Source organism: Stenotrophomonas sp. YJH_SMC_33 (genome assembly GCF_059372295.1).
In genome coordinates this window covers 193,267-201,098 of sequence record NZ_JCAFVJ010000008.1, presented here as the reverse complement: position 1 = coordinate 201,098, position 7,832 = coordinate 193,267, and the positions used below count along the sequence as shown (strand labels likewise).

The window sequence follows — 7,832 nt, the reverse complement described above, 5'->3', positions numbered from 1 at the left end:
GTGGCGACGAGCAACGGCTTTGACTGATGTGGAGGTCTTGCAGGCCTCTTTGGCGACCTGCAGTTTGAAACGAGCGTCGTATCTGTGCATGTATTCCTCGGGGTTGGATCTGGCGTCCAACTCCCGGGGGTCACTTCAGGACGGGTTTACGGCGTCCCCCGCCAACCCACCCTGGCCCGCCCCCCCTCGCAACTCGCGACCGCCGACCAACTGCTGTTGCTGTTGCTGTTGCTGTTGCTTCAAAAGCCTGCCGCAGGCAGCACCGCAGCCGCCGCTGCAAGGAAACCTGAATACGTTCCGACACCGCACCTCAATCCCCCGCCCCAGCGGCCGATAACGGGGTTGTCACCGCTTGTCCCGCCGTGACCGGCTCGGCGCCGCCCGCCCGTTTCGACCTGGTCCTGCTCGATGAATCTCCTGCATCGCTGGCAACACTACTTCAGCAATCTCTCCGTCCGGCGCAAGCTCAACCTGCTGACGCTGCTCATCGCGCTCGGCGTGATCGCGCTCTCGGTGATCGCCGCCCGCATGCAGTACCTGGACCTCACCGAGACCCGCAAGACCGCGCTGAAGACCCAGGTCGAACTCAGCTACGGCATCCTTCAGCACTACCACCGTCTGGCCGGCACCGGCGAACTCAGCGAGGACGCCGCGAAGAGCGCCGCGTTGCAGGCCCTGGAAGTGATGCGCGCCGAGAACGATACGTACTACTTCAACATCTACGACACCGGCTACCGCCTGCTGATGCACCCGTTCCGCAAGGACCTGGTCGGCAAGGACATGAAGGACTTCCGCACCGACGACGGCGTGCGCATCTATTACGACCAGGTCGAAGCGGCCAAGGCCGGCGGTGGCTTCGTCAACTATCGATGGGCCAAGCCGGGCAGCAAGGGCGAGGTCGAGAAAGTCGCCTACGCCGGCCTGTTCGCGCCGTGGAACTGGGTGGTCAGCAGCGGCGTCTACATGGACGACGTGCAGCGGCAGGCGCTGGTGTTCACCGCCATCATGGCGATCTCCGGTGGTGTACTGGTGCTGATCGTGCTGGCCCTGAGCTGGGTCATCGGCAACCGTATCGCGCGCCCGCTGAAGCAGGCTACCGCCGTCGCCGAAGGCATCGCCAACGGCAAGCTGGACAGCCATATCGGCCCACAGCCGCACGACGAGCCCGGCCGCCTGCTGGAGGCGATGTCCGGCATGCAGCAGCAGCTGCACGCAGTAATCAACGGCCAGCGCGAAATGGCCCGCCGCCACGATGGCGGCGAACTGAGCTACCGCATCGACGCCAGTGCGTTCCCCGGTGAGTATGGGCTGATGGTGCAGGAGACCAACGCCCTGGTCGGCAGCCACGTGCAGACCCTGCACGATGTGCTGGATGTGGTGCAGCAGTACGCGGTCGGCGACCTCAGCCGCGACATCGCGCGCTACCCAGGCGAGAAGGCCGCAATGACCACCACCGTCGACACGGTCAAGGCCAACCTCGGCCGCATCAATGCCGAGATCAAGCAGCTGGCCAGTGCCGCCGCCGCGGGCGACTTCAGCCGCCGTGGCGACGCGCAGCGCTTCGATCACGATTTCCGCCTCATGCTGGAAAACCTCAACGCGATGATGGCGGTCAGCGATGACAACCTCGGCAAGCTCTCGCAGCTGCTGTCGGCCATCGCCGAAGGTGACCTGACCGCGCGCATGCACGGCGACTACCAGGGCGTGTTCGCACGGATGCGCGACGATGCCAACACCACCGTCGCACAGCTGACCCAGATCGTCGGCCAGATCCAGGCCAGCGCTTCGAGCATCACGCTCGCCGCCGGCGAGATCGCCTCCGGCAACAGTGATCTGTCACGCCGCACCGAGCAGCAGGCCGCCAACCTGGAAGAAACCGCAGCCTCGATGGAGGAACTGACCTCCACCGTGCGCCAGAATGCCGAACACGCCCGCCAGGCCAACCAGCTCGCCATCGGCGCGCAGTCTGTTGCCTCCCAGGGCGGCAGCGTGGTCGGCCAAGTGGTCAGTACCATGTCCGCCATCGAGGCCTCGTCGAAAAAGATCGCCGAGATCATCTCGGTGATCGACGGCATCGCGTTCCAGACCAACATCCTGGCGCTGAACGCTGCCGTGGAAGCCGCGCGTGCCGGTGAACAGGGTCGCGGCTTCGCCGTGGTCGCCAGCGAAGTGCGTACCCTCGCCCAGCGTTCGGCCGCTGCGGCCAAGGAGATCAAGGGCCTGATCGACGATTCGGTCGGCAAGGTCACCGAAGGCTCCAGCCTGGTGCACCAGGCCGGCAGCACGATGGGCGAGATCGTCGCCTCGGTGCAGCGCGTGACCGACATCATGGCCGAGATCTCTGCCGCTTCGCAGGAGCAGAGCGCCGGCATCGAGCAGGTCAACCAGACCGTGGTGCAGATGGACGAAACCACTCAGCAGAACGCTGCGCTGGTGGAGGAAGCCACCGCCGCCGCGCGTGCGATGGAAGACCAGGCCGCGCAGCTGGCCGATGCCGTGGCGATCTTCCGCCTCGACAACCAGGTCTCCGCCGCAGTGAAGGCTGTCGCCGAACGCGTGGAATCGGCGTGCATCACCACCGTGGCACGTCCGCAGCCGACCGGAACGCCCGCGCCGGTACGTCGCAGCAGCAACGCCCGCACCTTCGCCGCCAGCGACAGCGACTGGCAGGAATTCTGAGACCCACCCGCAGCGGCTTCGGCCGCCGCCTCTGCCGATGGACACGTCCCCCGTGCAAAGTCCTACTCCCATCGTCACCGGCCCGCGCGAATTCGAGTTCGCCGACCGTGATTTCCGCCGCGTCTGCGACCTGATCTACCAGCGCGTGGGCATCGCCCTCGCTCCGGCCAAGCGCGACATGGTCTATGGCCGCCTGTCGCGCCGCCTGCGCACGCTGGGCATGCGCAGCTTCCAGCAGTATCTGGACCATCTGGAGCAGGAAGATGGTGACGAGTGGCAGGCGTTCACCAACGCCCTGACCACCAACCTGACCTCGTTCTTCCGCGAACCGCATCACTTCGACAAGCTGCGCGAGGAGCTGCAGCAGCGCTCCAGCCGCACGCCGCTGCTGTTGTGGTCGTGCGCAGCGTCCACCGGCGAAGAACCCTATTCAATGGCGATTACCGCCTGTGAGGCCTTCGGTACGCTGAAGCCGCCGGTGCGCATCATCGCCACCGACGTCGACACCCAGGTGCTGGCCACCGCCGGCCGAGGTGTCTACAACATCGACCGTGTGACCAACCTCGACCCGGACCTGCGCCGGCGCTACTTCCAGCGCGGCAGCGGCCCCAACGAGGGCCAGTGCCGCGTGCTGCCGGCACTGCGCGAGCTGATCGAGTTCCGCCCACTGAACCTGCTTGCCCCGCGCTACGACGTCGGCGGCCCGTTCGATGCGTTGTTCTGCCGCAACGTGATGATCTACTTCGACAAGCCAACCCAGCGCGCGATCCTCGGCCGGCTGGTACAGCACCTGGCCGATGACGGCCTGCTTTACACCGGACACTCGGAGAACTACCTGCACGCCGCCGACCTGATCCAGCCCTGTGGCCGCACCCTGTACCGCCGCGCGGCAAAGGCCGGTGCATGAACGCCTCGCTGCGTACCGACGATGTGATGCGCTACCAGGATGCGCGCTTCCAGACCATTGCCGCCAAGCTGCTGCCGACCCAGTACCTGGTGGTGGACGACACCACCGCGCTGACCACCACGCTGGGTTCCTGCGTGGCGGCCTGCCTGCGGGACCCGGTACTGAAGATCGGTGGCATGAACCATTTCCTGCTGCCCGAGGGCAATGCCGGCGACGGCGCGCCCGCGCGTTACGGCAGCTACGCGATGGAACTGCTGATCAACGACATGCTCAAGCGCGGCGCCCACCGCAAGCGCATCGAGGCCAAGGTGTTCGGCGGCGCCAACGTGCTCAAGGGATTCACCAGCAATCCGGTCGGTACCCGTAACGCCGAGTTCGTGCGCCAGTACCTGCAGGCCGAGCATATCCCGATCATCGCCGAGGACCTGTGCGGCATCCATCCGCGCAAGATCTGGTTCTTCGCCGATACCGGCCGCGTGGTGGTGCAGCGCCTGCCGCATGCCCACGAAGCCGAAGTGGCTGCCACCGAATCTGCCGTGCGTGCACGTCTGTCCAAGGCCCCGGTGACCGGCGGCGTGGAGTTGTTCGAATGACCCTGACCGGCAACGCCCCCTGCCGGGTCCTGATCGTCGACGACTCTGCCGTCGTGCGGCAGATGCTCACGGAAATCCTGTCCAGCGACCCGGCCATCGACGTGGTCGGCACCGCCGCAGATCCGCTGCTGGCGCGTGAGAAGATCAAGCGCCTGGCCCCGGACGTGATCACGCTTGACGTGGAAATGCCGCGCATGGACGGCCTGGCGTTCCTGGAAAACCTGATGCGGCTGCACCCGCTGCCGGTGGTGATGATTTCTTCGCTGACCGAACGCGGCGCCGACACCACGCTGCAGGCGCTGGCACTGGGCGCGGTGGACTTCGTCTCCAAGCCCAAGCTGGACGTCGCACGCGGCCTGCAGGGCTACGCCGACGAAATCATCGCCAAGGTGAAGATGGCGGCGCGCTCGCGGGTGCGACCGCTGGTGCGCGCGGCCGCCCCGAAGCTCACGCTGGACGCAGCGCCGGCAACGCGTGCTGCCTCGCCGCAGTTCCGTACCACCGACCGCCTGATCGCGATCGGCTCGTCAGCCGGTGGCACCGAAGCGCTGCGCGTGGTGCTGGAAGGCATGCCTGCCGACGCGCCCGCCGTGGTGATGACCCAGCACCTGCCGGCCAGCTTCAGCAGCGCCTTCGCCGAACGCCTGGACCGCCACTCGGCCATGGCTGTGCGCGAGGCCAGCGACGGCGAAGCGGTGCTGCCCGGCCATGCCTACCTGCCACCCGGCGGCAAGCACCTGCGCATCATCCGTGACGGTGCACGCTGGCGCTGCCGCGTCGACGACGGCCCAGCGGTGAACCGGCACAAGCCGGCGGTGGACGTGCTGTTCCGCTCGGTCGCGCAGAGCGCGGGTGGCAATGCCATCGGGGCCATCCTCACCGGCATGGGTGACGACGGCGCACGCGGCCTGCTGGAAATGCGCCAGGCCGGCGCGCCGACACTGGTGCAGGACGAGGCCACCAGCGTGGTCTGGGGCATGCCCGGTGCAGCGTTCAAACTCGGCGCCGCTGAGGAACAGGTGCCACTGGAACGGATTGCCGAGCGGCTGCTGGCGCTCGCTCGCGGCTGATAGCGCGCCCCGGCTCAAGGACTCCGCGGGCAGTAGATCCACGCCATGCGTGGATGACTTTGTAGAGTCGAGCCGCGCTCGACTCATCGCGCATCGCACGAACAGCAGCCAAGCATGGACTCGGCGCTACAGGCCATCAGGCAACAAGAAAAGGTGCCGGTTTTCATCGGGGTTCTTCGTTTCAACGCGTTACCCGCATGTGTGCTTTGATAGCGGTATTGCACAAGGAATGCTGCACATGATCAAAGGCATATGGAAGGCCGCCCTGGCGGCCGTACTGCTTTCATTGCCACTGGCACCCGCCAGCGCCAGTGGCGATCTGTTCTACTTCGAGGCCAAGCAGGGTGATGTGTTCTTCATGCTGATGCTGGTGGGTCGCGAAGATCCCGGCGCGGTAAGCGTCAGCTGGAAAGGCCCGTCTATCCCGCCGTACCCCAACGTGCATCGCCGCTACTACATCGAATTCAACCGTGCAAAGCGCCAGGCCTACGTGCGTCCACTTGACCGTGATGGACTGCCTTGGTTCGAGATGGATGTCTCCGGTAAGAGCGGCAACGTGCTGATCGGCGGCCGTCGGCTGGAAGGCAGCGCAGACTGGACCGTGCAGTAGCGCCGGAAGCCTGAGCGTTGCGTTGTTTCCAACACGCCCAGATTTTCCATTTGGATCGCACCAGGCTCCAGCCATACCAGGCAGTCAATGGTCCGACTATTGGCTGGGACGAGGATGCAGACGCCCCAGAACGGTCCCGTCGAGCTTGATCAGCTCCAAGGTCTGATCTGTCTTCAACGTCTCAAACAGACCATCCGGTCGAGAATGAATCGATAGAAATCCCTGTTCGAACAGCGTCGTTTCTGTGTCCGGGTCAAGAAAATTAACCGTAATATCACCGGCACTGTTTCGCTCACGCACTGAAACCAGGCCTTTCGAAACATTCACGTAGCCGTAGCGGGGCGCCAGCCTCCACCGCCCCGACTCATCCAGAAGACCCCAACGGCCACGTAGTGAGAGCGCATAGACTCTTGTTCCATCCGCCAAAAAATCCGGCAAGGGATCATGCAGCGTGAAATCAGCCACCGCATTGCCACGCAGATCGAGTATGTGATACCCGGGGTCATATCCCGGCCGTTCGAATGCCGCGACCAGATTCGGACCCAATGGTCTTATTCGACGGTAGCGAGGAGGAATCAGCCAAGCACCCGTAGCATCTATTACACGCCATCCTCCATCGGCTTGGGCCAACAGCAGTTGGTCATCCAGCCCTTCCGCGGTTTGAAAAGGCGCAAGTCGGTAGTACAGGGAAGACGAGATGCTGCCATCTTCCAGCATCATGAAACGCACCCCCGCTTCGCCGGGCTTTTGATACTCGACGATCCTGCGGTTCAACGGATGCAGGCCTGCAGCGCGTTGCAGGGAGCGCAGCGACCCATCCAGGCCTACAACGTATTCATCATCTTCCGAACTGAAGATTACATACCCCACTCGTCCAGCGAACTCATCTGTCTTCATACAGTGGCCTGCAGGCGTCGGAAACATCAAACCCGCGCGCGTGAAATGCAGGCACTGGCCGTCTTCGGCTACCGCAGAAAGCAGGTACCCACCCCGACCAAACTTGAACCGATATCGACCCATGGGCGCCACTTGCACCCCGTGGGGATCCAGCACCGTGTCGTTCCCGCCCTGGGTGGCGAGCGCGAAACCCGAACTGTTGAAGGTCATCTGATCGTAGTCCTGGCGCCCTATGCCTGCCAGTGATCGATCAACCAGGCCAAAGTGGACACCATCGCGCGAAGCGATGGCCACTTCCCCCTCATGACCCACGGGACCAAAGCTACCAAAGACACTGAAAACGGGACCGGACCTGCCCTTTGCGTCAAGGAAGTGGGTCGTGCAGCGCCGCTTTTCACTGTTGCAGAGTTCTACAGCCGGGTTTCCTGCCCAGGACGCCGAGCGCAGGAGATCGATCTCGCCTTTCTCCTCAAACCGACGCACCAATCGGCCTCGTGCATTGAAGAAGTCGATTCGCGTGTACGCCTTGGGCGGGCTCCGCAGCAATACCTTGGCTTCGATCATCCCGTTGCCATGTACCTCAATCGAGTCGTAATGCGCTTCAAGGACGATACGCCCTTCTGAATTCACGACGCCCCTGTTCTCCCCCCTTTCGAAGACCGCCACCCCATTTTTGAAGGGGCGGAGGTATTGCATTCCCCGATGCTCGACCAGTTGCCGGCCCGTGCCATCCAGCACCACGCAGCGGCCCTCATGACAGAGGCCGTGGCGTGCAGTCCTGTCGAAACGTGGCGGCGGCTCGGTGGGCTGTAGCATTGCAGGCGCCGACGTTGCCCCTGCCGATGGCGCAATGGTCAGAAGTGCAGAGGCCAGCAGAATGCCCAAAGCCTGGGTGGTGACGGTGCGGCGATGGGTAGGACTGGGAGGCAGCAGGAATGAGCGGCGCATCTTGCGCAGGACCGAAATTGTGGGCATCCACGGTAGGCGCGATGCATCTCTACTGAAATGCAACTTCTACGAAAGTGGCCCGTCCACAAAAAACCCCCGGTTCTCACCGGGGGTTCTTCCTTTCAACG

7 protein-coding genes are annotated in these 7,832 nt (G+C 64.2%); 5 read left to right on the top strand and 2 right to left on the bottom strand.

Annotated elements, in window-relative coordinates:
• Positions 1 to 90: transposase (locus AC5P9W_RS14065; protein ID WP_288037469.1), on the bottom strand; the 90-nt coding region annotated here is incomplete at its 3' end.
• Positions 91 to 408: 318 nt separating this feature from the next.
• On the opposite strand from AC5P9W_RS14065, the gene AC5P9W_RS14060 reads away from it, so the two are divergent.
• The 5 genes from AC5P9W_RS14060 to AC5P9W_RS14040 all read left to right on the top strand — a co-directional run bounded on the left by AC5P9W_RS14060 (position 409) and on the right by AC5P9W_RS14040 (position 5,859).
• On the top strand, positions 409 to 2,679 hold the full coding sequence (locus tag AC5P9W_RS14060; RefSeq protein ID WP_111104189.1) for a methyl-accepting chemotaxis protein: 2,271 nt from the start codon (positions 409 to 411) through the stop codon (positions 2,677 to 2,679).
• A 37-nt stretch (positions 2,680 to 2,716) separates the two neighbouring features.
• A complete protein-coding gene (locus AC5P9W_RS14055) occupies positions 2,717 to 3,586 on the top strand; it encodes a CheR family methyltransferase (protein ID WP_049435029.1) in 870 nt (289 codons plus the stop codon).
• The gene (gene cheD / locus AC5P9W_RS14050; protein WP_014037083.1) at positions 3,583 to 4,179 is read left to right on the top strand and encodes a chemoreceptor glutamine deamidase CheD; all 597 of its coding nucleotides are present in this window, start codon (positions 3,583 to 3,585) and stop codon (positions 4,177 to 4,179) included. Before AC5P9W_RS14055 ends, cheD begins: the two co-directional genes overlap by 4 nt.
• Positions 4,176 to 5,249 carry a protein-glutamate methylesterase/protein-glutamine glutaminase gene (locus AC5P9W_RS14045; RefSeq protein ID WP_021202077.1) on the top strand — a complete coding sequence of 358 codons (1,074 nt, stop codon included), beginning with the start codon at positions 4,176 to 4,178 and terminating at the stop codon, positions 5,247 to 5,249. Before cheD ends, AC5P9W_RS14045 begins: the two co-directional genes overlap by 4 nt.
• A 238-nt stretch (positions 5,250 to 5,487) precedes the next feature.
• Positions 5,488 to 5,859 carry a hypothetical protein gene (locus AC5P9W_RS14040; RefSeq protein WP_134731698.1) on the top strand — a complete coding sequence of 124 codons (372 nt, stop codon included), beginning with the start codon at positions 5,488 to 5,490 and terminating at the stop codon, positions 5,857 to 5,859.
• 96 nt (positions 5,860 to 5,955) lie between these two features.
• Here the strand turns inward: AC5P9W_RS14040 and AC5P9W_RS14035 are convergent, their stop codons facing one another.
• Positions 5,956 to 7,704, bottom strand: coding sequence for a WG repeat-containing protein (locus AC5P9W_RS14035; protein WP_495219324.1), 1,749 nt, complete (start codon positions 7,702 to 7,704; stop codon positions 5,956 to 5,958).
• Positions 7,705 to 7,832 lie beyond the last annotated feature (128 nt).